This window comes from Ruegeria sp. BI12 (assembly GCF_056537985.1).
In genome coordinates this window covers 729353-753942 of record NZ_JBQFSL010000001.1, presented here as the reverse complement: position 1 = coordinate 753942, position 24590 = coordinate 729353, and the positions used below count along the sequence as shown (strand labels likewise).

Below are 24590 nucleotides of genomic sequence, written 5' to 3'. Positions count from 1 at the left end.
GCGCATGAGCCTGACCCCTGAACTTTTGCTACACGGCTACTCCATCGGAATTTTCCCGATGGCCGAACACAGGGATGACCCGGAATTGTTTTGGGTCGATCCAAAGTATCGTGGCGTCTTTCCGTTAGATGGCTTTCATATATCGCGCAGCCTTGCACGCCGCATTCGAAAGTCAGACTTTTCCATAACCATCAACCGCGATTTCGCCGGAGTGGTGGATGGATGCGCCGATCGGGCGGACACATGGATCAATGCCGAATTGCGTGGTCTATACCAGAAACTCCACCTCGCTGGTCGGGCTCATTCTCTAGAGGTCTGGGACGAAGACGCATTGGTCGGTGGCGTCTACGGCGTTGCGCTGGGCGCTGCGTTTTTTGGCGAAAGCATGTTTTCACGCCGAAAAGACACTTCGAAGATCGCTCTGGCCTATCTGGTAGATCGCCTGCGCCAAACCGGATTTCGCCTGTTTGACACGCAGTTTTTGACCGCTCATCTGGCTTCTTTAGGAGCCATTGAAATTCCGCGATCGCAATATCGGAACGTTCTGGAAGAAGCGATCAACGCAAGTGCAGATTTCGTGGCAGAGGTGCCTCAGTCACCCGACGGAGTGATACAGCGGATCACCCAGACGTCATAACGCGCATGGTCCAGCGCGTTCAACGCGGGTGACGTGGCGATCATCCAACCGTCAAACAGTTGATCTGTTCTGCCTTTTTCCCAGATAGTCAGATACGCAAACGCATCACCGGTCGGGTTGTCCGCCGGGTAGCGGCAATCACCCAAGGCCACATCCAAGCCAAAAACCGGCTGTGTATGACCATTTCGCATTTCAACATCAACGGTCTGACCGCTGACCTTGTCCAGACCGCGCAGCATTGCACCCGGGCCAGACTGGGCTTTTTGTTGGCCCGTGGCCCCCGTCGCGGCCAGCAACGCGGCAATCAGGGCAATCCTCTTCATTCGCTTCCGTCCCCGGCGACGAATTTGACTAACAGGGAAATCAGACTGACGGCACCTTGCGTATCCTCGACCTGATCACCCGCCTCGAAATAGAATGGCGAACCACCCGGCATGACCTCGACAAAGTTACCGCCCAGAAGCCCTTCGGAGGAGATGACAATAGCGCTGTCATCCGGCACCAGAATCCCGTCGGAGATCGTAAAGGTGGTGTCGGCCCTATAAGTTTCAGAGTTCAGCGTTACACCGGTCACAGTGCCAATCTTGACACCTGCAAGGCGCACGTCGGTGCCGACCCCGACCCCTTCCAGGGAACGGAAAGAAGCCCCCAGTTCATACCCGTCACCGCCTTGCGAAAGGCCTGTGGACTGGCTGGCGTAAACGCCAAATGCGACGGCACAGGCCAGAACGACCCCACCGACCAGAACTTCGGTTGCATTATAGCTCGACATTGCTCGCCTCGTGTTATTCCGGGCTCCAGGCTTCATAGTCTTTTCGCTCGACCGGGTCCGGGCGGCGCAAAGACCCTGCCGGCGTATATGCCAAAGCTGAGCCTGTCAGGTTTTCCTGATGCGGTTTTTCCCAAGATTTATGCTTAAGCGGTTTGTCCGTCGGCGGTTCATCCCAAGTGCGGTGCAGCCAGCCATGCCAGTCCGGGTCAACGCGGCTTGCCTCAGCCTCACCATTGAAAATCACCCAACGTCTGCTGTCGTCGGCATTGCGGTAAAACACGTTGCCTTCATCGTCTTCGCCGACCTTGATACCCTTACGCGATGTGTAAATCTGCGTGTTCAATGTGGCTCCGTTCCACCAGGTTACGGCCCGCAAAAGACTGTTTAGGATTCCCATCGGCTGCCTCCGGCATTTCTGTACCCGCAGATATGGACCAAAGGCGGGCTAAGGTCCAGTGTCACAAGGCGCGCACCTTCTATTCCGGCAGAAAGGCGGTCACCTCAATCTCGATGCGGTATTTCGGGTCGATCAACCCGCATTCAATCATTGTCGTCACGGGCGGATTTGCCCCGAAGGTTTCGCGCAAAATGGGCCAGCACGGTTCAAACTCGAACCGATCCGGCAACATATACGTAACACGTACCACATCGGCAAAGCTGGCACCCGCGTTGGCAAGCGCTTTTTCGATTGTACCCAACGCCGAGCGGCATTGTTCGGTAACGTCATCGCCCTGCCCGACTGTACCAGCGACATGAACCCAGCCCCCGGCGACAACAGCCCTGCAATAGCCGATCTTTTCTTCGAATTCTCCGCCAGATGAAATCCGTTTGATTGCCATTCTCACCCCATAAGAAAACGGCGCGGTGAATGCCGCGCCGTGTTTTTGAATTCCGTCTTGTCTTAACCCGCGGACGCTGATTCCGCCGCATCGGCGTAGATGATGAGCGGTTGTTTGTCCGACGACACAGCCTCTTCGTTCACAACAACCTCTGTCACGTTTTTCATGCCCGGCAGTTCGAACATCGTGTCCAGCAGGATATCTTCCAGAATCGAGCGCAATCCGCGCGCGCCGGTCTTGCGTTCGATAGCCTTCTTGGCGATCGACTTGAGCGCGTCATCGGTAAAGGCCAGCTCAGCGTCTTCAAGTTCGAACAGGCGCTGATATTGCTTAACCAGAGCGTTTTTGGGCTTGGTCAGGATGGTCACCAGCGCATCTTCGTCCAGATCTTCCAGCGTCGCCAGAACCGGCAGTCGGCCGACGAATTCCGGAATCAGACCGAACCGCAGCAGATCTTCGGGCTCTAGATCCTTGAAGATCTCACCAACGCCGCGTTCGTCATTGTCCCGCACGTCGGCACCAAAACCCATGGCCGAGCCTTTGCCGCGCTGTGCGATGATCTTGTCCAGACCTGCAAACGCACCACCACAGATGAACAGGATATTCGTGGTGTCCACTTGCAGGAACTCCTGCTGCGGATGCTTGCGCCCACCTTGCGGCGGCACACTGGCAACAGTGCCTTCCATCAGTTTCAGCAGCGCCTGCTGCACGCCCTCACCCGACACGTCGCGTGTGATCGACGGATTTTCGGACTTGCGGGTGATCTTGTCGACCTCGTCAATATAGACGATGCCGCGCTGAGCCCGCTCCACGTTGTATTCGCTGGCCTGCAGCAGCTTGAGGATGATGTTCTCAACATCCTCACCCACATACCCGGCTTCGGTCAGCGTGGTTGCGTCTGCCATGGTGAACGGTACGTCCAGAATTCGCGCCAGAGTCTGAGCCAACAGCGTCTTACCGCAACCGGTCGGGCCAATCAGCAGAATGTTGGACTTCGCCAGTTCAATGTCGCTGCCCGCTTTTTGCGCGTGGTTCAGACGTTTGTAGTGGTTGTGAACCGCAACCGACAGAACGCGTTTGGCGGTTGCCTGTCCGATTACATAATCGTCCAGCACTTCGCAGATATCTTTGGGTGTCGGCACGCCATCGCTGGACTTCAGGCCGCTGGCCTTTGTTTCCTCACGGATGATGTCCATACACAGCTCGACGCACTCGTCGCAGATGAAAACGGTCGGGCCGGCTATCAGCTTGCGTACCTCATGCTGACTCTTGCCGCAGAAGCTGCAGTAGAGCGTGTTTTTGCCGTCTCCGCCTGAATTCGTCGCCATGTTCTACCTTTCGGGCTTCGTCCCTGCAGCCCGAACCGGACCGCGCTTGCCGCATGTTGGTGCAGCTTAGGCCACCACTGGGGCGGCTACAATCTCAAAAATGGCCCCCACGCCCGGGACGTGGGGACAAATTCTTAGGCCTCATCACCATCCATTTTGGCGCGATTTTCGACGATTTCGTCGATGTGACCCCAGTCTTTTGCCTCTTCCGGGCTCATGAAGTTGTCACGATCCAGTGCTTTTTCAACCGCCTTTTTGGTCTGGCCGGTATGACGCACGTAGATGTCATAAAGGCGATCCTTCAACTTTTGTGTCTCGGCTGCGTGAATCATGATGTCGCTGGCCTGGCCCTGATAACCACCACTGGGCTGATGCACCATGATCCGGCTGTTGGGCAGAGAAAAGCGCATTCCCTTCTCGCCACCGGCCAGCAAAACCGACCCCATCGAAGCCGCTTGACCGATTACCAATGTCGAACATTTCGGCTTGATGTACTGCATTGTATCGTAAATCGACAATCCGCTGGTCACGACGCCACCGGGCGAATTGATGTAAATCGAGATTTCCTTGTTCGGATTCTCTGCCTCAAGATGCAGCAATTGCGCGACGACCAGGTGGCTCATCCCGTCGTGGATTGGGCCATTGATGAAAATAATCCGCTCTTTCAGAAGGCGCGAGAAAATGTCGTACGCCCGTTCACCCCGGCTGGTCTGTTCGACGACCATGGGAACGAGCGTATTCATATAGGTATCAACGGGATCGAACATGAGAACCTGCCTGTTTTGCTATGGATCGGGACATTACCCGAAGAAACGTTACCCGAGTCTTAGTGTCGCCACGGGGGGGCTGCAAGGGGGGCACAACAGATCGCGCTTTAACCGACAAATTTAGGTGGATTATCGGATCCCAAATGCAAAGATGCAGTAAAGGTTGAAATCCAGATTGACGCACTTGGGCACAAGTTCCCCTTTTCCCATCACATCATTTTGATCCATGCATATGGAAATTCATGCTCAGAACGTGTAGCAAAACTCACCGCAATTTCGCGGACCACTCGAAAAAATCACGCGCCCGCCTCAGGGCCCGAAAGGAAAACACCAATGGCATTGCCGCAGATTTCACCCAACATGACATCTGACGATTTCGATCGGATGGCGGGAAATGCGACCCGCGCATCGAATTTCCTCAAGGCAATCAGTCACGAAGGCCGCTTGATGATCCTGTGCCATCTGGTCTCTGGCGAGAAATCCGTGACCGAGCTTGAGGACCTTCTTTCCGCGCGTCAGGCGGCGGTATCGCAGCAACTGTCCCGTCTTCGCCTTGAAGGTCTGGTGATTCCTCGACGCGAAGGCAAGGCGATTTACTATCGACTCGCTGATGATAGACCGCGCCGGATGCTGGAAGTTGTGTACGAACTGTTTTGCGGTGACGAGAAGAGCTGATTTCGCTTTCCCTTCCACCGCATCTGATGCGTAACTCACGTCTTTCTGACCCAAACACCGCTTTAGGGTGCTGCAATACTTTTTGCCTACCATCCAGGCGGTCAATTGGTCTGCAGTTTCGCAACATCAGGCCCGATTCAAGACACCGTAAAATACTGGTTCCAGCCAATAAAAGCTGCTACGCCATATTCAGATAATCCAATGGAGGTACTGATGATCCGAGCAATTCTGGTAGGACTAGCACTGTTTTCTCTCGCCGCATGCGAGACCGCCAAAGGCGCAGGCAAAGATATCGAAAAAGCGGGTGACGCCATTCAAGGCGCAGCGACGGACGTCCAGGAAAACCTCTGAAGCGCTTCAGGATGTAGCGAATGAGCAATATCCATCCACAAGATGTGGTTGAAAATCGCGGCCATCCAAGGTACCCTCCTTGGTACAGGTGCATAGACGCGGCATTGCATTTCTGACAAAACCTCGGGGTTCTTGTGAACACACAAGAACCCCGTTCCCATTTTGAGTGGGGGTAGAGTGGCAGCCCATAAGTCAGGGAATTTGAAAAAGGAAAAGGCGTCAGGTGCGCAGACGCGGTCCATGCATGTACCCTTACGGATACTCCTGACGCCTTGCCGGGTCGATGCGTCCGAGGGACGCGCCGATCCAGTTGCCCCAACCCTAAAGCGGGTCACGGCTGCTGCACCGCACCCTGAGGTGCTTTACAGCACGCATCAACCTTCTGAGAGTCTGATCATTTGATCCGGGTCTGACACCCAACTCAACTAACCATACACCGGTAAGCCTTTGCATATAAAAGCCAATCCTAAGACTTGCCTCTATTGCGTCGACCCCCTTGGTCTTTGCGCCCCACCCTGGTTCCTAAGAACCGTTGCGGTGATCAAACTGTTACATCTGGGCTTTGATCCGACAAGAAAATAGCACTGCAGCATAAGATTTTGTCGGGGATAACGTGTTGATATCCGCCGGGAGAATTTTGTGGATAACTCCGGAAACCGAAACGCCATGCGGTCTTGCGGACGGAAAACACTAGAGGCCGTGAAACAGGCGTGTATTCCCTACTTTCTGCACCTGCAAAGGCCGGTTTGCTGCAATTGATGGGGTTTCAAAGCCGCGGAGCATAGAATCAGCCGCATCCAAGTTTGCCGCAGCCTGGCCAGAGTCATTCGGAATAACCGGGGTCGGACAGCCCTCAGGCCGCAAGTGAAGCCGCGCTGAAGGTTCGCGGTTCCGGAGCCACCTGTGCCAAGGAACGCCGCAATCCGGCACGTTGTGTTCCGTACCTGTCACTCGCGGCCAAGACGCCGCCCGACCCGCCTCCACTCTGTGGAGACGCTGTGTCCGTTTATGAGAAGCGTTCCGACCCGACCGAGATTACCTACTACGCGCTGCAACACCGTGCAGCCAGTACCCCCTACGGCCGGTCGGGCCGGAGACGCTTCAGTTCACCTGTCGTTCGAGCACAACGCTGTACGTTGTCCCGCGACGCAGGCTACGGAAATCCGCGTAAATCTTGCCGTCCTGATAGCGCGCATCCACCAGCGCATTCACACCAACCTGCGGATCGGCCGAGCTTTCGACGATGCCGATAGTGTTGGAACCATCCAGGCTGATGGTTCCGGTGGCGTCAAACACACGCCAATCCGTACTTGCATCCGGCCGCCACATGCTGGGCCCCCAGAACAGGTTGTCCTGCTGCTGCTGGATATCCAGCACCCACTCTCCCTGATGAAAGCGCGGTGCGTCTCCGGTGGCCACCCGAGACGGCGAAACCTTGGTATAAGTGCCAGTCCAGGCACCGCGCAGATCGGGCGTGGTATCGGCCATTGAGGCCGTGGCAAGGCTGAGGCTAGTTGCCAGAGCGGCTGCTCCGGCAGTCATATATCTGGTCATGGGCTCTCCTCCAAAGTTCAGGGCCGTTGCTGGCCTGTTGAACAGATTGGGAGAGGGTGCCCGGGTTGCAACTTACCTAAGGGAAACTTCACAATGGGTTAACCTGACCCTCAGACAAACCCCGCGTAGGAAGGGCGCACGAACTCGTACGCCCTGTTCTAAGTCGTTGTGACACAATACAACTATTCGATCGTAATACTGCCGCTGATCGTGTTGACGAACTTCTTGGTGTCAGGATCCGTCAGCGAAGAAAATGCGCCACTACCTGTTGCACTTGCCCAGCCGCCCGTGCCTCCGGACACGGTCCAGTCACCGGTCAGAGCGCCATCCGAACCAAATCCGGTGGCCGTCCAGCTCATCACCGCCTTTTCCCCCGATGCGGTGTCGAACACGCAGTTACCGGTGCCTGAGACCCCGGCCCCATTCACCAGCAATGCGCCAAAACAAGCCCCGCTCGCCCCTTCCAGCGGGTGGCCAGCGGCAACTTCGAAACTGTCATAATTGGTCTGCGTCTTCACCACGGCATGACCGTCCGAGATGCCATAAACCTCGTTGGCGTTCTCCCCCATACCCTTGCCTGCGGCGTCATGGGTTTCCGCATCGACCGAGGCGGCGGACAGGCCGATGGCAAAGATTGTGACGGCGGTCGTTTGAAAGAACTTGTGCATAATACCCTCTCTTTTCTGAGGCTCGGGCGTTGCAAGCGTCTGATCATGCATCGAACCCGCTTGAACGCGGCTCCCCGTGGTCACAATAACACATCGCGATGTGAGCGTCTAAACTGCGCCCCTGACCTCAACCCGCAAGAGCATTGGCAGCCTTACAAATACCAATCTGAGCTTTATTGGATTGTCCATTGGAATAATCGCCCGCAGATTTGCGTCGATGGTTCACCCCGCTTAATATTCAAAAATTCCAATGTTAGCAAAAGGGGGGGGGGACTATCATGGACAGTCAGGAAATTGGCAAAACGGGAATTCGAGTTCCGCATATCGGTTTTGGCTCAACGGGCATTGGCAGCATCCCGCAAATCTACGGGTACGAGGTTGATGAAGAACGCGCGCGCGAGACCTTGCGGACAATCCTGGCTCAGCCCGGCGGCTTTATTGATACTGCCCGCGGCTATGCACTTGGGCGTAGCGAAGAACGCATTGGGGATGTCATTCGCGAGCTGGGCGGTTGGCCCGAAGGTCGAATACTTTCTACGAAAATCGACCGCAACATGGAAACCAGCGTTTTCGATGCCTCTCAGGCCCGGCGGTCTCTTGAACAAAGTTTTAAAGCGCTTGGTGTTGACCGCGTGGACATCCTCCACTTACATGATCCGGAATATGCTGTTGACGTGTCCGAGATCACGCGCAACGGAGGCGCGCTGGACGAGTTGTTCCGGATGAAAGAGGAAGGTCTGGCAACCGCCGTCGGACTGGCAGGCGGAAAGCTGGATGTTCTCATGCCTATGCTCCGCGACCGAGATTTCGACGTTGTGATGACGCATAACCGGCATACACTTGTGAACGTCAACGCAGCACCATTGATTCAACTGGCCAATTCAAAGGGGGTCTCGGTTCTAAATGCCGCGCCCTACGCAGGGGGCGTTCTGGCAAAGGGCAGCGCACTGCATCACTTCTATGTCTACCGGCCGGCAACAGAAGAAACGCTTGCCCCGGTGCGCGAGATTGAGAAAATTTGTGCTCTCCACGACGTCCCGGTGGGCGCTCTGGCGCTGCAGTTTTCACTTAAGGACGAGAACATTGCCTCCACGGTGTGTGGAGTCACTTGGCCACAACACGTTCGGCAGACAATAGAATGGGCGGAATGGGAAATTCCAGAGGTTGTCTGGAATGCGCTTGTCGACCTCGGGCAATCGGAGGTTGATCCAGAGGCCAACTAGAATGCGTCAATAAAATGGGGAGAGAACGGACAGCCTTAACTGTCCATTTTCAACGCAGAGATAAACGCCTCCTGCGGGATATCCACCTTCCCGAACTGGCGCATCTTCTTCTTACCCGCCTTCTGCTTGTCCAACAGTTTGCGTTTCCGCGTGGCATCGCCTCCGTAGCATTTGGCGGTCACGTCCTTGCGCAGGGCCGAGAGGGTCTCGCGGGCGATGACCTTGCCTCCGATGGCGGCCTGGATCGGGATTTTGAACATGTGGCGCGGGATTAGATCCTTGAGCTTTTCGCACATCGCCCGGCCCCGCATCTCGGCCCGGTCGCGGTGAACCATGGTCGACAGCGCATCGACCGGCTCGTCATTCACCAGCACCGACATCTTGACCAGATTGTCCTCGGTATAGCCGGTCATCTGGTAGTCAAAGCTGGCATAGCCTTTGGTCACCGATTTCAGGCGGTCGTAAAAGTCAAAGACAACCTCGTTCAGCGGCAGGTCATAGACGACCATGGCGCGGCTGCCCGCATAGGTCAGGTCCAGCTGGATGCCGCGGCGGTCCTGACAAAGTTTCAGGACGTCGCCAAGGTATTCGTCGGGCACCAGAATGGTCGCTTTGATGCGCGGTTCCTCGATATGGTCGACCTTCGACGGGTCGGGCATGTCGGCGGGGTTGTGCAGCTCAGTCATCTCGCCGTCTTTCATGTAGACGTGATAGATCACCGAGGGCGCGGTGGTGATGAGCTCGATATCATATTCGCGTTCGATGCGGTCGCGGATGACCTCGAGGTGCAACAGCCCGAGGAAGCCGCAGCGGAAGCCAAAGCCCAGCGCTGCCGATGTTTCCATTTCAAAGCTGAAGCTGGCGTCGTTCAGGGCCAGTTTGTCGATCGCGTCGCGCAGGTCTTCGAATTCGGAACTGTCAACGGGGAAGAGGCCACAGAACACCACCGGCTGCGCGGGTTTGAAGCCTGTCAGAGCCTCTTCAGTACCGTTGCGGTCATTGGTGATGGTGTCACCGACGCGGGTGTCGCGGACCTGTTTGATGGATGCGGTGAGGAAACCGATCTCACCGGGGCCGAGGCTGTCGACCATCTCCATCTCAGGCCGGAAAACGCCGACGCGGTCGACATGGTGCAGAGTGTTGTTCGACATGAACTTAACCCGCATCCCCTTTTTCAGCGTGCCGTCCATGATGCGGACCAGAACGATGACGCCGAGATAGGCGTCGTACCACGAGTCGACCAGCATCGCCTTGAGCGGCGCGTCGAGATTGCCCTGTGGCGCGGGCAGTTGCTGTACGATGGCTTCCAGCGTCTCATGGATGCCCTGCCCCGTCTTGGCGCTGACCTGAATGGCGTCTGTCGCGTCGATGCCGATCACGTCCTCGATCTGTTCGGCGACGCGGTCACAATCCGACGCGGGGAGGTCGATCTTGTTCAACACCGGCACGATCTCATGATCGGCGTCGATGGCCTGATACACATTCGCCAGCGTCTGCGCCTCGACCCCTTGGGTCGAGTCCACGACCAGCAGAGAGCCCTCGACCGCGCGCATGGACCGAGAGACCTCATAGGCAAAGTCCACGTGGCCGGGAGTGTCGATCAGGTTCAGCACGTATTTCTCGCCATTGTCGGCGGTATAGTCGATGCGAACCGTGTTGGCCTTGATTGTGATGCCACGCTCGCGCTCGATATCCATGCTGTCGAGTAGCTGTTCCTTCATGTCGCGATCCTTGACCGTTCCGGTCTCTTGGATGAGCCGGTCAGCAAGCGTGGATTTGCCATGGTCGATGTGCGCGACGATGGAGAAATTGCGGATATGAGCGAGGTCTGTCATGGGTTGGGGATATGCGTCGGAATTGGGCTGTGGTCAAGGTGGGTCAACATGCTGCGAAACCCTTTATTCCCAAGCTCTCGGCCCAGTCAGACCAAACCGTTTTTGACCAACGCTGCATTCATCCAATGCGTCTCGCTTTGCACATGGCCCTCACGTACGTATTTAGCAAGGTGAATGGGCATGTCTTCTTCCTTGAAGGCCCCAATGGTGCGAACGACAAACCCCTCTTGTTTTTCGAGATCGAGACCCGCAATTACATCCTTTGCGATCTCTGCCGAAAACCGCCCGCGATAAAGTTCAGGAACCGCTGTGACCCCAAGTTCGACAAAGCGCGAAAGCGTCGCGTCCCAAGGTTGAACTTCCTCAGCCTTGATCCAAGCAAATCCCAGAAAATATGTCAGCAGCTCTGAATAAGTAATGGAATGACGCGCGAACAAATACTCGCCCACAATTCGTTCATTCTCGGCAAGTTGAGGCGCTATACCGGCTGCAAATGCCTTCATCCAATCTCGCGACGGATGATATCTTGCGTCTAGGCTGCGGGGGTGACAGCCTAGGCTGTGGATCGTGGTATTCTCACCGTCCATCTTTTCAGTGAACACCACTTCGTCAGCCATCTCTAACACGGCAACGCTAGACATGATTTTGTCATCACTCGTAGCGCCAGGAGATTGCGGCAAGTGAAATGTGCGTCCGTATTTCTTAAGCATAGTGGTCTCATGAGGGGTTTCTAAGCAAAGTCGGGTTAGACAACGCGACATTCGCAAACCGTGCAATCACTTTTTCTCAACGTATGATTGATCCCTTTCCCCGTTTGATTCATACTCCCGCGAAGACCGAGAGGGGCATAAGACCCCTCCGGGCAGGCAAACATGAGGCATGAGCATGAAAAAGTTCCTCCTAATCGCAATCTGTGCCACGTCGCTGACAGCGGTGGCTCCGGTAGTGGACGCAGCACAGATCAAACGCGCCTGTTTGGCGTCGGATCGCTCAGCGGCGACGCGAGATCGCTGCAATTGCATTCAGCGGGTGGCCAATCAGGCGCTGACCCGCAGCGACCAGAAAACCGTCGCCAAGTGGTTCAAAGACCCGCATCAGGCGCAGGAACTCAAGATGTCGAAAACCGCGCGCGACGATGCGCTGTGGGACCGGTATCGGAACTTCGGCCAGATGGCGCAGGCGATCTGCAGCTAGGTTGATCAATCCTTGACCTGACCTGAACTGCGCCTCAGAAAGGCGCAGCGAAAGGGATATCTGATGGTGATGAAAGGGCTGACCCTGCGCGGCCTCGAAGTATTCGAGGCGCTGGCGCGGACGGGATCGGTGGCGCAGGCTGCCGAAATCACGGGGCTCAGCCAGCCGTCGGTGTCCCAGCAATTGCGCAATCTGGAAAAGGCAGTCGGCACTGATCTGGTGGATCATACACGGCGCCCGATGCGCCTGACACAGGCCGGGCGCAGTTTTCTGGCTCGCGCACAGGCGGTTCTGGCCGAGCTTCAAATGGCCCAAAGCGAGCTGACCGTGATGGATTTGGGTCACCTTGCAACCCTGTCCATCGGCCTGATTGACGATTTCGACAACGACCTGACCCCGCGACTGGCCACTTTGTTGGCCGAAAGTCTGACGCGGTCAAAGTTCAAATTGATCACTTTGCCCAGTCTTGATCTATTCGAAGAACTTGAGGCGCAGCGACTTCAGCTTGTGGTTTCAGCACATAGCGGCGAGGTGCTGGAAGGCGTGGTCGAGTACCCGCTCGTGCGCGATCCCTTCATTCTGGTGCTGCCCAAGGGGGCTGAGAACGCCATGCAGGACCTGCCCTTTCTGCGGTATGCCCGCGAGCAATTGATCAGCCGTCAGATCGAAGCCCATCTGGCGCGGCATCAGCTGGAATTTGAAGAACGGTTTGAAATCGGCTCGCATCTGGCGCTGATGGCAATGGTCGCGCGCGGCCTTGGCTGGGCGATCACCACACCACTGGGCTATATGCGGGCAGCGCGATTCCATGACGGGCTTGAGGCGCACCCCGCACCGATCGGAGACGTCTCGCGGACGATATCCTTGTTCACTCGCACCGACTGGTCCGGTCAGGTTCCGCAAGAAGTCGCAGGTATGATGCGGCGCCTCATGGGCAGCCAGATCGTCGATCCGGCCCTTGCGCAACTGCCATGGCTGAAAAATCGCTTGAAGCTGATGAATTAGCCGCGGAGATGCGCGTCGAGACCTTCGACCGCCGCCTCGATCAGATCCAGGGCCCCATCGAAATCACGGGTATAGTAAGGATCCGGCACGTGATCCGCGCCGATATGCGGCGCGAAATCTGTCAGCAGGCGCACCGGAGTTTCGTTGCCCGCGGGCCGCATAGCCTCGATATTCGCGATGTTGTCGGCGTCCATGCCGATGATCAGGTCGAACCGGTCGAAATCCCCGACCTCGAATTGCCGCGCGCGAAGATCGTCCAGCTCAATCCCGCGCGCCCGGGCTGCTTTTTGCATCGGCCCATATGGCGGATCGCCGATATGCCAGCCCGATGTTCCGGCACTGTCGGTGCTGTGATGTGGCGCGCGGACGCGAAAGGCACCCTCGGCGGCAGGAGAACGGCAGATATTGCCCAGACAGACGAACAGGATACGGTGGGTCATGAACCATGGTGTAACGCGAAGGGCAAAGATGGAAAAGATCGTCATTCTGACAGGGGCCGGGATTTCCGCCGAAAGCGGGTTGGGCACGTTCCGGGATGAGGGTGGCCTGTGGGCGCAGCATCGAATCGAGGACGTTGCAACGCCCGAGGGGTTCGCGCGCGACCCTGCACTGGTGCATGGGTTTTATAACGCCCGCCGGGTACAGGCCGCCGAGGCACAACCGAACGCGGCACATAAAGCGCTTGCCCGGTTACAGCGGGATTGGCCCGGTGAAGTCATAATCGTCACACAAAACGTCGACGGCCTGCATGAAGCCGGCGGCGCACAAAGCGTGATCCATATGCACGGAACACTGGCGGGAGCGCTTTGCGCGGCCTGTGGCCATCGCTGGACGGCACCGCCCGAGATTGCCGTGGGCGAGCCCTGCCCCGCCTGCGCAGCACCAACCGCGCGTCCGGATGTGGTCTGGTTTGGTGAGATGCCCTACCACATGGATACCATTTATGACCATCTGGCAGGCGCGGGGCTCTTCGCTGCTATCGGCACTTCGGGTCAGGTCTACCCCGCTGCGGCCTTTGTGCACGAGGCCACTATGTCTGGGGCCAGAACAGTTGAACTGAACCTCGACCCGTCGACCGGTGCGTCCAGTTTCGACGACGTTGTGCTGGGTCCCGCAACAGAAACCGTTCCCCGCTGGGTCGATCAGATGCTGATAGCGCAATAGGGCGAAACCCGCAGACAAAGGGCAGATTTCCCTGCTATACTAGTGCTCTAACAACCCGAGAGGTCCCCATGACAGACCCCCAGAACCAACAAGGTGAAATCCTTGATGACGGCAGCATCGATCCGCGCGACGCCCTAGGTGATCAGTTAACGGACCTGTGGTGGACATTCCTGCTGCGCGGTATTCTGGCCGGGGTGCTTGGGATCGCGGCGCTATTCTGGCCGACGGGCAGCATTTCGTTGCTGATCCGTCTGGTCGGTGTGCTTTTGGTCCTCGATGGTGGCCTGACGCTGCTGGGGTTCGGTCGTCGCGGACTGATCGGTGGGTTCGGCATCGGGGCGCTTCTGATCGGGCTGATCCTCCTGATCTGGCCAGAAGGCGTCGCGCGCCTGGCGTTCTTCCTGCTGGGGGCCTGGGCTTTGATTGTCGGGATCGGCTCGCTGATGGCGTGGCGGCAGTTGCCCGATGCGCATCCTGACGCATCCACAATGCGCAATTCTGGTGTTGTCGCGCTGTTGATCGGCCTCGTTCTTTTGTTCTGGCCAGGCAGCGGCATGGTGGCGCTCGGCTGGGCGATTGCCTTCTCGGCGCTGGCCTTTGCAGCGGTAATGCTTTGGCTGGCCGTACGCTTCAAACGCGCCCATGACCGCGTGGCGATGAAAGTGGTTAACCGATAGACCTTCGACGCAAAGACAACAGGCCGGAAAAACCCGGCCTGACGCATGGATGACGGCCGCAACGCGGCCCGAAGAAAGGCGTTGCCCTAGTTTGAATGGGAACCGTGGCCGCCCGCATCCTTACGTTCCAGATCAACCGGAATTTCGATCTCAACCTCACCTGCTTTCTCGAAGATCAGCGTAACGGGAACCATTGCGTCCTGTTCGAACGGAGCTGTCAGGCCCATGAACATCACGTGATCGCCACCACGCTTAAGCATATGCATTTCACCGGCGGGTATGACAAAGCCTTCTTCGACATGGGTCATCTTGGCAACGCCATTTTCGTCCACGATATGCGTGTGCAGTTCGACCCGGGCAGCGGCATCCGACTCCACGCCGATCAAACGGTCATCAGCCGCACCGGTGTTCTGGATCATCATAAACGCCGCGCCAGCCTTGGCCGTTTTACCTGATGAGCGGGCATATGCGTCATCAACGGTGATGGTGTCCTGCGCAAAAGCGGCAGAGGCAAGAGTTGCAGCGGCAAGTGTGGTCAGCAGTCTGGATGTGAGGGACATAGCGTCACTCCTGTAGTTTGGTGTTTGATAAGAATTGAAAATGACTCAAACACGTGCAGGAGGGGCGCGAGCAGGTTGCGCCGGAATCGGCAGAGCGATCAGATTCTCTGTCATACGCGACGGCATGGGTCGATCGATTTCCGGAGCCACCGGCAAGGACGGTTCCGATGGACTCACTGCGCCTAAAAGTGTCAACGCGTAATCCGGGCAGAAATGCGGGGCCTGCGTCGGCTGCCCTTCGGCGTCCATATAAACCACAACTGGCCCCGTGCCGGTGCACAACACCATCTGCCCCACCGCCCGGTCCATACCACGCGATGCAGCAACGCCCTGCCCGGTCAAAACGACGAGCAGAGAGAGCACAAAAGGCAGAGCTTTGGTCAGAACGGGTTTCATCCTGCCCCGATATACGCCGGAGACAAAACGGGCTTCAAGCGCAATCAGACACGCCCGAAGCCCAGGGTCGGGAGGAGATTATCAGCGATCCGGTTCCGGTCGCTTGACGGACCCTTTTGTCAGGCTTGTATGCAGCCGATTCACCCGACGCTGCATCCGCAGACATGCACCAAACGTTTTGCCGAAAAAGTCGGTCAACAGGGAGAACGAAGAAAATGATTTGAACGACATGAGAGTAAACTCCGCCAGATGAATATGCTTGAACATAATATGAGGCGCGCAAACGGTATGTGAACAATTTCACCCATAGTGGAAATTTATTTCCAAATTGAGAACAGCCTTCCAAGCAAAACAAAAAAAAGCCCTGCACCTTTCGGTACAGGGCCTGAATTCTTTCAGGAAAAAGAAATTACGCCGAAGCTTGTGCCTTGGCGATTTCCTTTTTCACTTTCAATGCGTTGTCAGACAGTTCGTCGTCCTTGGCTTTGGCCAGGAACGCGTCCAGACCACCACGGTGGTCGACCGAACGCAGGGCAGCCGCCGAGATACGCAGCTTGACGCCGCGACCCAGGGTTTCCGACTGCAAAGTAACGTCGTTCAGGTTGGGCAGAAAACGACGACGAGTTCTGTTTTTGGCGTGGCTGACATTGTTGCCAGTCATCGGGCCTTTTCCGGTCAGTTCGCAACGGCGCGACATGGTTTCTTCCTTTGTTTCTGGAGGCCGGGCATATGCCCTCGGCCAAATCACAAGGGGCGCAACCCGAAGTCGCGCCCGAAAACTGGTTGGATGCGTGTAGTGGGAATCGCAGGAAGGGTCAAGACACGTGGTGCGAATTCTTTGACCATCTCAATATTCCTACCGACTTCTCCCTGCCGCATCGGTCAGCAGCGGTTTGTCATTCTTCAGATGCCGCGCCACGAGTCGCGCCTGCTGGGGGCCTTTGGGTATGAACCGGGCCGGGTTGGGATCGTGGTTCATATCTGCCAGCTCGGGAAAGATATCGAATATCTCACGCCGGGCTTCCGGACTAAGAGCCTTGAGTGCCTCAGGCCCGGTAAACAGGCTTTCGCTTGGGGCGTTTTCAGCGAAAATAACCTCGTGTTGATCAAAAAGCAGGTGATAATATTCGACACTGTCCACGGCATTATCGACGAAAATTCCCGGCAGCTCGGTCAGTTTGATCGCCGGAATAAGAACCTCGGGCTCGCCAAACATCCGTTCAGCGATTTTCGACTGCACCAGCATTCTGTGCTGCCGCGACACCAGCAGGTCACGTTTGGGCAACCCGTTACCCAGCGCACCTGCCAATATACGAACGGGTCGACGCTTCGGATCGTCCGCCAATTCCAACGAGTTAAAATTGCGGCGCCCAATCCAGCGGATCGGTTGCGCCCCGTTGCCTTGCGTTGAGATCATATCCCCCTGGCGCAGATCCTGAATAAGGACCGGCCCACGCTGGGTTCGGATAAGCGTATCGCGGGTAAAACACAAAAACCCTGTGCCTGATTCAAACCCGCTGTAGTTAACTACGATCCCTGAAGGCAATTCGAAGCTACCGCTGGACAGCGAATATGACTGTCCGACAACAACGGTAAATGTGCCGAAATTCGCGTCGGTAACAACCGTGCCTACCGGAAGGTTCAGCGCGTCCTGCCCGCCGCCGCCCCTGACGTCCCCGGCAACTTGGGTTCGGAGGAAATTCAGGGTGTCGTTGCCCTGCCCCAGACGGATGTTTCCAACACCTACGTCGAAAACAGTGACAGTATCCGCATCACGGCCCGAGTTGATCTGCCCATCGATCTGGGCATTGGACACGGTGATTTCATCGTTTCCGGAATTGCCGCGCACGTCCCCTGATATGCTGCTGCTGACAACCGTGATCTCGTCGTCGCCGCCGCGGGCGCGGATATCATCAATGGGCGTGCCCTGCGGCGTGCCGTTCAGCGTACCTTCGTCGCCGGTGACTTCGATTTCGTCGTCACCATTTGTCCCACGGATATTGGGCATGTACAGCTATCCCCGACGTGTTCATTCATTGACCTGCGCGACATCGGGACTATCGCCCTTCGCCTGAAGTCGCACAATCAGGAATTGTATCTCAGCCCATGATACATGATTTTGGTGTACTCTCCACCTCTGACGCTGAAATGCGTCTAGTGTGTTGCCAGTATTCTGAGCATTCGATCCGCCGCAGCTGACGGGCTGAGATTGCCTGCCCCAACAGCGGACCCAAGGCGATCCATTTCCGCACGCGCATCCGCCGTATCCAACCGTGAAAGCAATGCGTGGCGCACTTCCTGATCGAACCAGAACCGCGCCTGAGCCGCACGGTTGCCATCCCAGTGGCCGTTTTCACGCCGCCAGCCCGACAGAGTAGTCATTTCATCCCAGGCCTGATCCAGCCCATGTTCCTCGACCGCTGAAACGGTCATCGCTTTGGGAAAACCTTCAGGATCCTGTGGGCGCTTGCGCAACAGGCGCAAGGCACCGGCGTAGTCGGCGCAGGTTCTGGTGGCTGTAGCCTTCAGATCTCCATCCGCCTTGTTCACAAGAATCATATCGGCCATTTCCATGATGCCGCGTTTGACCCCCTGCAATTCGTCCCCACCTGCTGGTGCAAGTAAAAGAAGGAACAGATCGGACATTTCGGAAACCACGGTCTCGGATTGACCTACACCCACGGTTTCAATCAGCACCACGTCGAATGCTGCTGCCTCACACAATGCAATTGCTTCGCGTGTACGACGGGCCACGCCACCCAGATGGGATTGGCTGGGCGATGGGCGGATAAAGGCGTTTTTCTCGCGGCTCAGCCTCTCCATCCGGGTTTTATCACCCAGAATAGATCCACCCGACCGGGCCGAACTGGGATCAACAGCTAAAACAGCCACACGCAGGCCCTGTTCGACCAGCATCATGCCAAAGCTTTCGATAAAAGTGGATTTGCCCACCCCAGGAGTTCCAGACAACCCGATGCGCAGAGATTGGCGACCGGCTTTGGCCAGATGCGACAGCAATTCTGACGCCTGCGCCCGATGATCCGCGCGGCCACTTTCGACCAGTGTGATTGCCCGGGCCAGCGCGCGCCGGTCACCGTTCAGAATCTTGTCACCTAGGCTGTCCATTTCCATTCCGACCCCGATCTCCTACGGCACGACTACTTGCCGCCCCATCGAGTGATTTGTCCAGACCGGACCGGAACGGAAAGGTGCCCGAGACCTGAATTTCGCACTTATGTGTTGCTGTCGATCCTCTGTGACCTGCTAACGACTGATACCTTTTGGACTAAGCAGAACTGGACCTTGCGCCGAGCTTGGCGGATAAAGCGCCAATGACAACACGCCTGCCGATCGATGACGCCATTCCTGAATTGCTTAACGCCCTGAAGGCCAAAGGCCGGGCTGTTTTGCAGGCCCCACCGGGCGCAGGCAAGACAACGCGTGTACCGCTAGCGATGCTTGAGGCGGGGTTGTGTGATAGTAAGATCGTCATGCTTGAACCCCGCAGGCTTGCTGCGCGGGCCGCTGCGGAGCGGATGGCCGAAACACTGGGGCAACGCGCGGGCGAGACCGTGGGCTACCGCGTGCGTGGCGAAGCGAAAATCTCAAAAACGACCCGCATCGAAGTGGTGACCGAAGGCATTCTGACCCGAATGCTGCAATCTGAACCGGACCTGCCCGGCGTCGGCGCTGTGATTTTCGATGAATTTCACGAGCGATCCCTGAACGCGGACCTTGGGCTTGCTTTATGCCTTGAGGTAACCGGGGCACTGCGCGACGACCTGATCCTGCTGGCAATGTCCGCCACACTAGACGCGGAACCAGTCGGCCAACTGATGGGAGCGCCGCTGGTGACATCCGAGGGGCGCAGTTACCCGGTTGAAACCCGATGGCTGGATCGACCGTTGGGCGCTAAAGTCTGGCGGCTGGATTCTTTGGTTGATCTGGTCGCCCGGGCCGAACGGGAAACCGACGGAGGCATGCTTGTCTTCCTACCCGGAGAACGTGAGATTCGAAGGGCCGAAGCCGCCTTGTCCAAGCGGTTGCCTGACAACTGCACAGTCAAACCCCTGTTTGGTGCAATGCCTTTTGCCGCCCAACGTGCGGCGATTGCCCCGGCAGAAACTGGGCGCAAGGTGGTTCTTGCGACCTCAATCGCTGAAACGTCGCTTACCATTCCAGACATTCGTGTGGTCGTCGACATGGGTCAGGCGCGCCGAGCGCGGTTCGATCCGGGCAGTGGCATGTCGCGGCTGGTCACGGAACGGGTGACACGGGCCGAGGCGGCCCAGCGCGCAGGTCGTGCGGGGCGCGTGGCCGAAGGGGTATGCTATCGGCTTTGGTCCAAGGGCGAAGAAGGTGCGCTGGCCGCCTACCCGCCTGCCGAAATCGAAGCGGCCGACCTGACGGGCCTGGCGCTGGAATTGGCGCTTTGGGGGGCCGAACCGGATGATCTGGCCTTTCTTACACCGCCACCCGAAGGAACGATGGCTGAAGCCCGCACGTTGCTGAAAATGCTGGGCGCTCTGGATGCCAAGGGGCGGATTACCGACCACGGGCGCGCCTTAGCTGCGCTGCCTCTGCATCCTCGGCTGGGGCATATGCTGGTGACGGCCGGGACCAACGCCGCTCCGCTGGCGGCGCTTATGGCAGAACGTGATCCACTGAAAGCTGCCCCGGTAGATCTGCTGCTGCGGCTTGAAGCGTTGCGTGATGTTCGCACCTTTCAACGAAACCGCGCTTGGCAAGTCAACATGGGCGCGTTGGAACGGATCAAGGCCGAGACCAAACGGCTGAGAACACGCAACAACTCGACGGATCTGAGCCCTGCAGCCATGGCAGCACTGGCCTACCCCGACCGGATCGGGCAACGCCGAAAAGGCGATGTGCCGCGTTACGTTCTGTCCGGCGGCAAGGGCGTCGTGCTGGACAGCGGAGACACACTGGCGGCCGCGCCCTATCTTGTGGTGACAGACACGGACGGAAACCCGCGCGAGGCCAAGGTGCGCATGGCTGCGCAAATCTCGGAACGAGAAATCCGCGATCTGTTTGCGGACCAGATCGAATGGGTCGACAACTGTGCCTGGTCGAAGCGCGAACGCAGAGTCATCGCGCGTCGACAGGAACGCTTTGGCGCGATCACACTGGATGACCGCATCTGGAAGGACGCTCCGGACGAGGCCGTCGACCGCGCCATGCTGGACGGTGTCCGTGATCTGGGGTTACGACTAGAAGGTGCCTCTGCGCGATTGGCCGCGCGGGTGGAATTGGTGCGCACCGAAGGGGCCAACCTACCGGACTTCTCACTGAATGGATTGATGGAAACGCTGGACGACTGGCTGTTGCCCATGCTGTCAGGCCAGCGGACTGCAGACGATTGGAAACGGTTCGACTTGCTGCCCGCCTTGCGTGCCCGGCTGGACTGGACCCAAACACAGGAACTGGACCGCCGCGCGCCAGGGTCTTTTGAAACGCCCCTGGGCCGCAAGGTGCCGATTGACTACGGCGGGATTGTTCCGGAGATTTCGGTTCGCCTGCAGGAATTGTTTGGCGTCACCCGGCATCCGGTTATTGGTGGCGAAGCGCTCAAGATCACGTTGCTGTCCCCCGCACAGCGTCCGATCCAGATTACGCGCGATTTGCCAGGGTTTTGGGCTGGATCCTACGCGGATGTACGCAAGGACATGCGCGCGCAATACCCCAAACACCCCTGGCCCGAGGACCCGACACAAGCCGATCCGACCCTACGGGCCAAACGGCGCAACTGACGTTTGTTGGCTTCAGCATAAATGTCTGTTCAATAGATGCATTGAAGCCCCACCACATAGTTGTTATGTCACTTTTCCTTGGATCTCATAAAAGTAATGGCTCTTACCCAATGGCATCATGGCTGAATAATATCTGGGAAGAAGTAGGCAAACCCTTCTTCCAACGCCCTCACAGGGTTCAGTTTGCAGCCCTGTGCGTACGCGGAACCGGCGACGACAAACAAGTCCTGTTGATTACCAGCCGCGGCACGGGTCGTTGGGTTATCCCAAAGGGATGGCCGATTGACGGCATGGACGGGGCAGAGACTGCCAAGGAAGAAGCTTGGGAAGAGGCTGGGGTTAAGGTGAAACATCTGGGCCGCAAGGCCGTCGGACATTTCACCTATGACAAGATCCTGGATGATGGCACAGCCCAGCCCGTACGCACCAATGTGTATCGCATAGATGTCAAAGATCTGGCTGAGGAATTCCCCGAAGTCAGCGAGCGTGAACGGCGTTGGTTTTCGCCGCATGAGGCCGCAGAGTTGGTGCAAGAGCCGGAATTGCGCGAAATGCTGCGTCAAATGTAACGCTTTCGCAACAAACTTCTGTGAGGCCGGTTGCAACGTGACCGGGCAACCGTTAACCGCGCCGGTTAAACCGTATCACCCACAGAAAACCGATGTCGAACACGAACGAAAAAAACCGCTGGCAGGCTCTGGACAGCGATCTACACCGAATTTCGCGCCTTGAGCATGCAAACGTGCACGTGGCACGGCCGCTTCTTGCACCGGGTATAGCGCTGGCATTCATTGTCATGGCGGGGCTTATCGCGGCAATTCTGTTCGGTCGGGCCGATGGCGGGCTGATCGTCATAGCTGCCGCCGGTTTTGGCGCCTATATGGCAATCAACATCGGTGCCAACGACGTTGCGAACAACATGGGCCCTGCTGTTGGCGCGAACGCGCTGACAATGGGCGGGGCAATCGCCATCGCGGCCGTCGCGGAAAGCGCGGGGGCTCTGCTGGCGGGCGGCGACGTCGTCTCGACCATCTCCAAGGGCATTATCGACCCAGCTTCGGTCCAGAACAGCAATGTCTTCATATGGGCGATGATGGCAGCGCTGATTTCGTCGGCGCTGTGGGTCAACTTGGCCACATGGGTCGGCGCGCCTGTTTCCACCACGCACTCGGTCGTGGGCGGTGTGATGGGCGCTGGCATTGCCGCAGCAGGTCTAAGCGCGGTTAGCTGGGGCACGATGAGCGCGATTGCAGCCAGCTGGGTGATCTCTCCGGTTCTGGGCGGCGCTATTGCTGCCGGGTTTCTGGCGCTGATCAAGGCCAAAATTCAATATCAGGACGACAAGATCGCCGCGGCCCGCCGCTGGGTACCCATTCTTGTGGCCGTGATGGCTGGTGCATTTGCCACCTATCTGTCGGTGAAAGGCTTGAAGCGGATCGTGAAAATCGATCTGGAAATTGCGCTTTTGATTGGTCTGACCTCAGGCTTTCTTGCCTGGGCCGTGACCGTGCCATGGGTTCGGCGCAAATCCGAAGGGCTTGAGAACCGAACCAAATCGCTGAAAACACTGTTTGGGTTGCCTCTGGTGATCTCGGCCGGGTTCCTGAGCTTCGCCCATGGCGCCAATGACGTTGCAAATGCGGTTGGACCGCTGGCCGCAATCGTGCACGCCGCCGAGTTCGGCGATTTTGCCTCAAAAGTAACGATCCCGACATGGGTGATGGTGATCGGAGCCTTTGGCATTTCGTTTGGCCTGTTCCTGTTTGGCCCCAAGCTGATCCGGATGGTGGGCAGCCAGATCACTAAGCTGAACCCGATGCGCGCATTCTGCGTGGCCTTGTCGGCAGCCATCACAGTGATTGTCGCAAGCTGGCTTGGGCTGCCGGTCAGCTCGACCCACATTGCAGTCGGGGCAGTGTTTGGCGTTGGGTTTTACCGGGAATGGAATCAGGATCGCCGGCGCAAGAAAAGCAATGATCGGCGCCCGCCTGAACAGCGTATTGCTCGCGAAGAGCAGCGGCGGCGCAAACTGGTTCGGCGGTCGCATTTCATGACCATTGTGGCAGCCTGGGTAATCACGGTCCCGGCGGCGGCGGCAATGTCGGCTGTAATCTTCTGGATACTGACTGCGTTCACCTGAACGCGGTCGGATCACTGGATAATCTGATCGGGTGACAAGCTCTCGTCCGGCTTCAGTTCAATCAATTCCTGAACCCTTGCGCAGATCGGCGTACGCCGCCCATGTTGCGCACCCAGTCGGACAATCTCGCCTTGCAGGCTGCCGATTTCCGTAACGCGCCCTGCCATGAGATCATAGGCCATCGACGTTCGCGCGCTGGGGTCGATGGTCAGCATCCGCGCAGCGATCCGGGAAAACACTGGCGTTGGAAGACGCAGGATATGTGGTGTAACCCAAGCAGGCAGCGGGGTCGTCGACGTGACTGGATGACCAGCTGCCTTTAGCACGCCCAAAGCCTCGGACATCTGATCGGCCATCAAACAGCGCCATTTACGGTCCAGCAGCTGATCCTTCAGTGTCAGCCCTGACAACGCATTCAGTGCATTGTTCAGATTGATGACCAGCTTGCCCCATTGCACGGCTTCGATCTCGTCACTTTCGATCACTGGCAGATCAGGTGAACTGAGTACCTGCCCCAAGTCACCCGGGCCGGATTGGATCACGATATCGCCGGACGTCGCGCGGTGAAAACTAGCAGGCTCGGGCGGCACAACGTTGAAGGGCACCATTCCTGCGCGAACATCATGATCCGGCAATGCTGCCTGCAGAACGCGGGCGTTTTCCATTCCGTTCTGCCAGGACAGAACCGGCGCAGACGTTGGCGCGAATTGCGCAATCTGACCTGCCATACCCGCCGTGGCCGCCGTTTTGACAGTAACGATCACCAACTCAGCATCTACCAGGCAATTAGGGTTTCCCGACAACGTTAGCTTATCGGCCGCCACATTAAGGTTCAGGCCGGAAAAATCGGTAACGGTCAGGCCATTCTCGCGGATCGGGTCCAGAATGCGAGGACGGCCCAAAAGGCTAACCGCGTGTCCGGCATCTGCCAGGAAAGCCCCGCAATAGCATCCAATGCTGCCGGCACCTGCGATAACGATCTTCATTGCACCCCTCCCCTTGGGGCGAGGATTGCCGGTATCGCAGGTTCGGACAAG

The 24590-nt window shown here is 57.5% G+C and carries 28 protein-coding genes; 11 read left to right on the top strand and 17 right to left on the bottom strand.

Features of this window, described 5'->3' with window-relative positions; all coding sequences use genetic code 11:
• Positions 1 to 4 precede the first annotated feature (4 nt).
• Complete coding sequence (gene aat / locus ACR0AK_RS03945) at positions 5 to 637, top strand: leucyl/phenylalanyl-tRNA--protein transferase (protein ID WP_480792439.1); 633 nt, start codon at positions 5 to 7, stop codon at positions 635 to 637.
• Here the strand turns inward: aat and ACR0AK_RS03940 are convergent.
• The 6 genes from ACR0AK_RS03940 to ACR0AK_RS03915 form a co-directional block, all read right to left on the bottom strand.
• Positions 592 to 960, bottom strand: coding sequence for a DUF2155 domain-containing protein (locus ACR0AK_RS03940; RefSeq protein WP_480792438.1), 369 nt, complete (start codon positions 958 to 960; stop codon positions 592 to 594). The genes aat and ACR0AK_RS03940 overlap by 46 nt on opposite strands.
• Positions 957 to 1409, bottom strand: a complete 453-nt coding sequence (mlaD, locus tag ACR0AK_RS03935) for an outer membrane lipid asymmetry maintenance protein MlaD (RefSeq protein WP_170560946.1) — start codon at positions 1407 to 1409, stop codon at positions 957 to 959. The genes ACR0AK_RS03940 and mlaD overlap by 4 nt, the downstream gene beginning before the upstream one ends.
• A gap of 13 nt (positions 1410 to 1422) precedes the next feature.
• Complete coding sequence (locus ACR0AK_RS03930; protein ID WP_480792437.1) at positions 1423 to 1806, bottom strand: NADH:ubiquinone oxidoreductase subunit NDUFA12; 384 nt, start codon at positions 1804 to 1806, stop codon at positions 1423 to 1425.
• A gap of 79 nt (positions 1807 to 1885) precedes the next feature.
• The gene (locus ACR0AK_RS03925; protein ID WP_480792436.1) at positions 1886 to 2248 is read right to left on the bottom strand and encodes a RidA family protein; all 363 of its coding nucleotides are present in this window, start codon (positions 2246 to 2248) and stop codon (positions 1886 to 1888) included.
• A 62-nt stretch (positions 2249 to 2310) separates the two neighbouring features.
• On the bottom strand, positions 2311 to 3576 hold the full coding sequence (gene clpX / locus ACR0AK_RS03920) for an ATP-dependent Clp protease ATP-binding subunit ClpX (RefSeq protein ID WP_170417906.1): 1266 nt from the start codon (positions 3574 to 3576) through the stop codon (positions 2311 to 2313).
• A gap of 134 nt (positions 3577 to 3710) precedes the next feature.
• On the bottom strand, positions 3711 to 4343 hold the full coding sequence (locus tag ACR0AK_RS03915) for an ATP-dependent Clp protease proteolytic subunit (protein ID WP_039970058.1): 633 nt from the start codon (positions 4341 to 4343) through the stop codon (positions 3711 to 3713).
• A 333-nt stretch (positions 4344 to 4676) separates the two neighbouring features.
• Between ACR0AK_RS03915 and ACR0AK_RS03910 the strand changes: the two genes are divergently transcribed.
• Positions 4677 to 5018, top strand: a complete 342-nt coding sequence (locus ACR0AK_RS03910) for an ArsR/SmtB family transcription factor (protein ID WP_170560949.1) — start codon at positions 4677 to 4679, stop codon at positions 5016 to 5018.
• Positions 5019 to 5231: 213 nt separating this feature from the next.
• Positions 5232 to 5369 (top strand): entericidin A/B family lipoprotein, encoded by a 138-nt coding sequence (locus tag ACR0AK_RS03905; protein WP_170560950.1) that lies wholly within the window; start codon positions 5232 to 5234, stop codon positions 5367 to 5369.
• A gap of 1101 nt (positions 5370 to 6470) precedes the next feature.
• On the opposite strand, the gene ACR0AK_RS03900 is transcribed toward ACR0AK_RS03905, so the two are convergent.
• Both ACR0AK_RS03900 and ACR0AK_RS03895 read right to left on the bottom strand, forming a co-directional pair.
• Positions 6471 to 6923 (bottom strand): hypothetical protein, encoded by a 453-nt coding sequence (locus ACR0AK_RS03900; RefSeq protein WP_480792435.1) that lies wholly within the window; start codon positions 6921 to 6923, stop codon positions 6471 to 6473.
• 182 nt (positions 6924 to 7105) lie between these two features.
• Complete coding sequence (locus ACR0AK_RS03895; protein WP_480792434.1) at positions 7106 to 7591, bottom strand: hypothetical protein; 486 nt, start codon at positions 7589 to 7591, stop codon at positions 7106 to 7108.
• Positions 7592 to 7869: 278 nt separating this feature from the next.
• Between ACR0AK_RS03895 and ACR0AK_RS03890 the strand changes: the two genes are divergently transcribed.
• Entirely contained in the window at positions 7870 to 8814 is a 945-nt protein-coding gene (locus tag ACR0AK_RS03890) for an aldo/keto reductase (protein ID WP_480792433.1), read from the top strand.
• Between the two features lie 35 nt (positions 8815 to 8849).
• Here the strand turns inward: ACR0AK_RS03890 and lepA are convergent, their stop codons facing one another.
• Both lepA and ACR0AK_RS03880 read right to left on the bottom strand, forming a co-directional pair.
• The gene (gene lepA / locus ACR0AK_RS03885; RefSeq protein WP_480792432.1) at positions 8850 to 10649 is read right to left on the bottom strand and encodes a translation elongation factor 4; all 1800 of its coding nucleotides are present in this window, start codon (positions 10647 to 10649) and stop codon (positions 8850 to 8852) included.
• Positions 10650 to 10735: 86 nt separating this feature from the next.
• Complete coding sequence (locus ACR0AK_RS03880) at positions 10736 to 11290, bottom strand: RNA ligase family protein (protein WP_480792431.1); 555 nt, start codon at positions 11288 to 11290, stop codon at positions 10736 to 10738.
• 244 nt (positions 11291 to 11534) lie between these two features.
• Between ACR0AK_RS03880 and ACR0AK_RS03875 the strand changes: the two genes are divergently transcribed.
• Together ACR0AK_RS03875 and ACR0AK_RS03870 are read left to right on the top strand one after the other, a co-directional pair.
• Positions 11535 to 11843: a hypothetical protein gene (locus ACR0AK_RS03875; protein WP_480792430.1), complete on the top strand. Its 309-nt coding sequence runs from the start codon at positions 11535 to 11537 to the stop codon at positions 11841 to 11843.
• A 63-nt stretch (positions 11844 to 11906) separates the two neighbouring features.
• Complete coding sequence (locus tag ACR0AK_RS03870) at positions 11907 to 12848, top strand: LysR family transcriptional regulator (RefSeq protein WP_170560956.1); 942 nt, start codon at positions 11907 to 11909, stop codon at positions 12846 to 12848.
• Here the strand turns inward: ACR0AK_RS03870 and ACR0AK_RS03865 are convergent.
• Entirely contained in the window at positions 12845 to 13288 is a 444-nt protein-coding gene (locus ACR0AK_RS03865) for a low molecular weight protein-tyrosine-phosphatase (protein ID WP_480793631.1), read from the bottom strand. The two genes, ACR0AK_RS03870 and ACR0AK_RS03865, sit on opposite strands and share 4 nt — an antisense overlap.
• A gap of 28 nt (positions 13289 to 13316) precedes the next feature.
• On the opposite strand from ACR0AK_RS03865, the gene ACR0AK_RS03860 reads away from it, so the two are divergent.
• Together ACR0AK_RS03860 and ACR0AK_RS03855 are read left to right on the top strand one after the other, a co-directional pair.
• Complete coding sequence (locus tag ACR0AK_RS03860; RefSeq protein WP_480792429.1) at positions 13317 to 14012, top strand: NAD-dependent deacylase; 696 nt, start codon at positions 13317 to 13319, stop codon at positions 14010 to 14012.
• Positions 14013 to 14080: 68 nt separating this feature from the next.
• The gene (locus tag ACR0AK_RS03855; RefSeq protein ID WP_170560958.1) at positions 14081 to 14689 is read left to right on the top strand and encodes an HdeD family acid-resistance protein; all 609 of its coding nucleotides are present in this window, start codon (positions 14081 to 14083) and stop codon (positions 14687 to 14689) included.
• An 86-nt stretch (positions 14690 to 14775) separates the two neighbouring features.
• Here ACR0AK_RS03855 and ACR0AK_RS03850 read toward each other — a convergent pair whose 3' ends face one another.
• The 5 genes from ACR0AK_RS03850 to meaB form a co-directional block, all read right to left on the bottom strand.
• Positions 14776 to 15249: a copper chaperone PCu(A)C gene (locus ACR0AK_RS03850; RefSeq protein WP_480792428.1), complete on the bottom strand. Its 474-nt coding sequence runs from the start codon at positions 15247 to 15249 to the stop codon at positions 14776 to 14778.
• Between the two features lie 45 nt (positions 15250 to 15294).
• Positions 15295 to 15645 (bottom strand): hypothetical protein, encoded by a 351-nt coding sequence (locus ACR0AK_RS03845; protein WP_480792427.1) that lies wholly within the window; start codon positions 15643 to 15645, stop codon positions 15295 to 15297.
• Between the two features lie 409 nt (positions 15646 to 16054).
• Entirely contained in the window at positions 16055 to 16342 is a 288-nt protein-coding gene (gene rpmB / locus ACR0AK_RS03840; RefSeq protein WP_120633384.1) for a 50S ribosomal protein L28, read from the bottom strand.
• Between the two features lie 159 nt (positions 16343 to 16501).
• Positions 16502 to 17653, bottom strand: coding sequence for a Hint domain-containing protein (locus tag ACR0AK_RS03835; protein WP_480792426.1), 1152 nt, complete (start codon positions 17651 to 17653; stop codon positions 16502 to 16504).
• A gap of 146 nt (positions 17654 to 17799) precedes the next feature.
• Complete coding sequence (gene meaB, locus ACR0AK_RS03830) at positions 17800 to 18777, bottom strand: methylmalonyl Co-A mutase-associated GTPase MeaB (protein WP_170560962.1); 978 nt, start codon at positions 18775 to 18777, stop codon at positions 17800 to 17802.
• Between the two features lie 200 nt (positions 18778 to 18977).
• Here meaB and hrpB point away from each other — a divergent pair, with 200 nt between their 5' ends.
• The 3 genes from hrpB to ACR0AK_RS03815 all read left to right on the top strand — a co-directional run bounded on the left by hrpB (position 18978) and on the right by ACR0AK_RS03815 (position 23553).
• On the top strand, positions 18978 to 21413 hold the full coding sequence (gene hrpB, locus ACR0AK_RS03825) for an ATP-dependent helicase HrpB (protein WP_480792425.1): 2436 nt from the start codon (positions 18978 to 18980) through the stop codon (positions 21411 to 21413).
• Positions 21414 to 21523: 110 nt separating this feature from the next.
• Positions 21524 to 21982 carry an NUDIX hydrolase gene (locus tag ACR0AK_RS03820; protein WP_170560964.1) on the top strand — a complete coding sequence of 153 codons (459 nt, stop codon included), beginning with the start codon at positions 21524 to 21526 and terminating at the stop codon, positions 21980 to 21982.
• A gap of 92 nt (positions 21983 to 22074) precedes the next feature.
• Positions 22075 to 23553: an inorganic phosphate transporter gene (locus ACR0AK_RS03815; protein WP_480792424.1), complete on the top strand. Its 1479-nt coding sequence runs from the start codon at positions 22075 to 22077 to the stop codon at positions 23551 to 23553.
• A gap of 11 nt (positions 23554 to 23564) precedes the next feature.
• Here the strand turns inward: ACR0AK_RS03815 and ACR0AK_RS03810 are convergent, their stop codons facing one another.
• On the bottom strand, positions 23565 to 24539 hold the full coding sequence (locus tag ACR0AK_RS03810) for a 2-dehydropantoate 2-reductase (protein WP_480792423.1): 975 nt from the start codon (positions 24537 to 24539) through the stop codon (positions 23565 to 23567).
• Positions 24540 to 24590 lie beyond the last annotated feature (51 nt).

Coding starts and splice junctions, on each gene's coding strand:
- aat (WP_480792439.1), top strand. CDS start 5: ATGAGCCTGACCCCTGAACTTTTGCTACACGGCTACTCCATCGGAATT.
- ACR0AK_RS03940 (WP_480792438.1), bottom strand. CDS start 960: ATGAAGAGGATTGCCCTGATTGCCGCGTTGCTGGCCGCGACGGGGGCC.
- mlaD (WP_170560946.1), bottom strand. CDS start 1,409: ATGTCGAGCTATAATGCAACCGAAGTTCTGGTCGGTGGGGTCGTTCTG.
- ACR0AK_RS03930 (WP_480792437.1), bottom strand. CDS start 1,806: ATGGGAATCCTAAACAGTCTTTTGCGGGCCGTAACCTGGTGGAACGGA.
- ACR0AK_RS03925 (WP_480792436.1), bottom strand. CDS start 2,248: ATGGCAATCAAACGGATTTCATCTGGCGGAGAATTCGAAGAAAAGATC.
- clpX (WP_170417906.1), bottom strand. CDS start 3,576: ATGGCGACGAATTCAGGCGGAGACGGCAAAAACACGCTCTACTGCAGC.
- ACR0AK_RS03915 (WP_039970058.1), bottom strand. CDS start 4,343: ATGTTCGATCCCGTTGATACCTATATGAATACGCTCGTTCCCATGGTC.
- ACR0AK_RS03910 (WP_170560949.1), top strand. CDS start 4,677: ATGGCATTGCCGCAGATTTCACCCAACATGACATCTGACGATTTCGAT.
- ACR0AK_RS03905 (WP_170560950.1), top strand. CDS start 5,232: ATGATCCGAGCAATTCTGGTAGGACTAGCACTGTTTTCTCTCGCCGCA.
- ACR0AK_RS03900 (WP_480792435.1), bottom strand. CDS start 6,923: ATGACCAGATATATGACTGCCGGAGCAGCCGCTCTGGCAACTAGCCTC.
- ACR0AK_RS03895 (WP_480792434.1), bottom strand. CDS start 7,591: ATGCACAAGTTCTTTCAAACGACCGCCGTCACAATCTTTGCCATCGGC.
- ACR0AK_RS03890 (WP_480792433.1), top strand. CDS start 7,870: ATGGACAGTCAGGAAATTGGCAAAACGGGAATTCGAGTTCCGCATATC.
- lepA (WP_480792432.1), bottom strand. CDS start 10,649: ATGACAGACCTCGCTCATATCCGCAATTTCTCCATCGTCGCGCACATC.
- ACR0AK_RS03880 (WP_480792431.1), bottom strand. CDS start 11,290: ATGTCTAGCGTTGCCGTGTTAGAGATGGCTGACGAAGTGGTGTTCACT.
- ACR0AK_RS03875 (WP_480792430.1), top strand. CDS start 11,535: ATGAAAAAGTTCCTCCTAATCGCAATCTGTGCCACGTCGCTGACAGCG.
- ACR0AK_RS03870 (WP_170560956.1), top strand. CDS start 11,907: ATGGTGATGAAAGGGCTGACCCTGCGCGGCCTCGAAGTATTCGAGGCG.
- ACR0AK_RS03865 (WP_480793631.1), bottom strand. CDS start 13,288: ATGACCCACCGTATCCTGTTCGTCTGTCTGGGCAATATCTGCCGTTCT.
- ACR0AK_RS03860 (WP_480792429.1), top strand. CDS start 13,317: ATGGAAAAGATCGTCATTCTGACAGGGGCCGGGATTTCCGCCGAAAGC.
- ACR0AK_RS03855 (WP_170560958.1), top strand. CDS start 14,081: ATGACAGACCCCCAGAACCAACAAGGTGAAATCCTTGATGACGGCAGC.
- ACR0AK_RS03850 (WP_480792428.1), bottom strand. CDS start 15,249: ATGTCCCTCACATCCAGACTGCTGACCACACTTGCCGCTGCAACTCTT.
- ACR0AK_RS03845 (WP_480792427.1), bottom strand. CDS start 15,645: ATGAAACCCGTTCTGACCAAAGCTCTGCCTTTTGTGCTCTCTCTGCTC.
- rpmB (WP_120633384.1), bottom strand. CDS start 16,342: ATGTCGCGCCGTTGCGAACTGACCGGAAAAGGCCCGATGACTGGCAAC.
- ACR0AK_RS03835 (WP_480792426.1), bottom strand. CDS start 17,653: ATGCCCAATATCCGTGGGACAAATGGTGACGACGAAATCGAAGTCACC.
- meaB (WP_170560962.1), bottom strand. CDS start 18,777: ATGGAAATGGACAGCCTAGGTGACAAGATTCTGAACGGTGACCGGCGC.
- hrpB (WP_480792425.1), top strand. CDS start 18,978: ATGACAACACGCCTGCCGATCGATGACGCCATTCCTGAATTGCTTAAC.
- ACR0AK_RS03820 (WP_170560964.1), top strand. CDS start 21,524: ATGGCATCATGGCTGAATAATATCTGGGAAGAAGTAGGCAAACCCTTC.
- ACR0AK_RS03815 (WP_480792424.1), top strand. CDS start 22,075: ATGTCGAACACGAACGAAAAAAACCGCTGGCAGGCTCTGGACAGCGAT.
- ACR0AK_RS03810 (WP_480792423.1), bottom strand. CDS start 24,539: ATGAAGATCGTTATCGCAGGTGCCGGCAGCATTGGATGCTATTGCGGG.